Here is a 1,086-nt window from a genome sequence, read left to right on the forward strand (position 1 = left end):
TGACCTGAGACCCTGAACTTCCTCCAGATTTTGGTAGAGTCCGTCACAACGAGGAGACGGACGAATGAAGCGTTCACGGTTCACGGAAGAACAGATCATCGGGATATTGAAGGAGCAGGAGGCGGGCGCGAAGACGGTTGATGTCTGCCGCAAGCACGGCATCTCGGATGCGACTTTCTACAAATACAAGGCGAAGTATGGCGGCATGGACGTGTCGGATGCCCGCAAGCTGAAGGCGCTTGAGGACGAGAATGCCAAACTGAAGAAGCTTCTCGCCGAGGCCATGCTGGACAATGCGATACTGAAGGATGTCGCTGCAAAAAAATGGTGACGCCCGATGTGAAGCGGAATGCGGTGGCTCACGTCTGTGCGCAGCATGGAGTGAGCCAGCGTCGGGCGTGTGAGGTTCTATCGTTTGATCGGTCGAGCATGCGATACCGCAGCGTGCGGCCTGACGATGCGACCATTCGGGAGGCGATGAAGAAGGTGGCGTCGGAGCGCCGACGCTTCGGTTATCGCCGCATCCACGTGATGCTCGACCGTCAGGGGATCGTCATGAACCTGAAGAAGCTTCGACGTCTTTATCGGGAGGAGAAGCTGACGGTGCGCAAGCGCGGCGGCCGAAAGCGGGCYTTGGGGACGAGACGTCCCCTGGCTCTGCCGTCACGCCCCAACGAGCGCTGGAGTTTGGACTTCGTCAGCGATGCCTTCACCGACGGTCGCCGCTTCCGGGTGCTGGCGGTTGTCGACGACTTCACCCGCGAATGCCTGTGCCTGGTCGCCGACACATCCCTGTCGGGCGCTCGGCTTGCCCGCGAGTTGGACACCCTTATCGTCAGACGGGGGAAGCCGAAGACGATCGTCTCGGACAACGGCACGGAGATGACCAGCATGGCCATCCTCAAATGGTGCCAGGAGACAAAGGTCGAATGGCACTACATCGCCCCCGGCAAGCCGATGCAAAACGGCTTCGTCGAAAGCTTCAACGGCAGCTTCCGCGACGAGTGCCTCAACGAGACCCTGTTCTCGTCACTCACCCAGGCCCGCGCCGCCATCACCGCATGGAAGGAGGATTACAACAGGAAC

1 pseudogene is annotated in these 1,086 nt (G+C 60.0%); it reads left to right on the forward strand.

The features are described from left to right. Positions 1-64: 64 nt before the first annotated feature. A pseudogene (locus tag ACOWVG_RS19305) lies at positions 65-1,086 on the forward strand (IS3 family transposase); the annotation flags it as partial.

Source organism: Brucella sp. IR073 (assembly GCF_049065735.1).
Lineage (GTDB): Bacteria > Pseudomonadota > Alphaproteobacteria > Rhizobiales > Rhizobiaceae > Paramesorhizobium.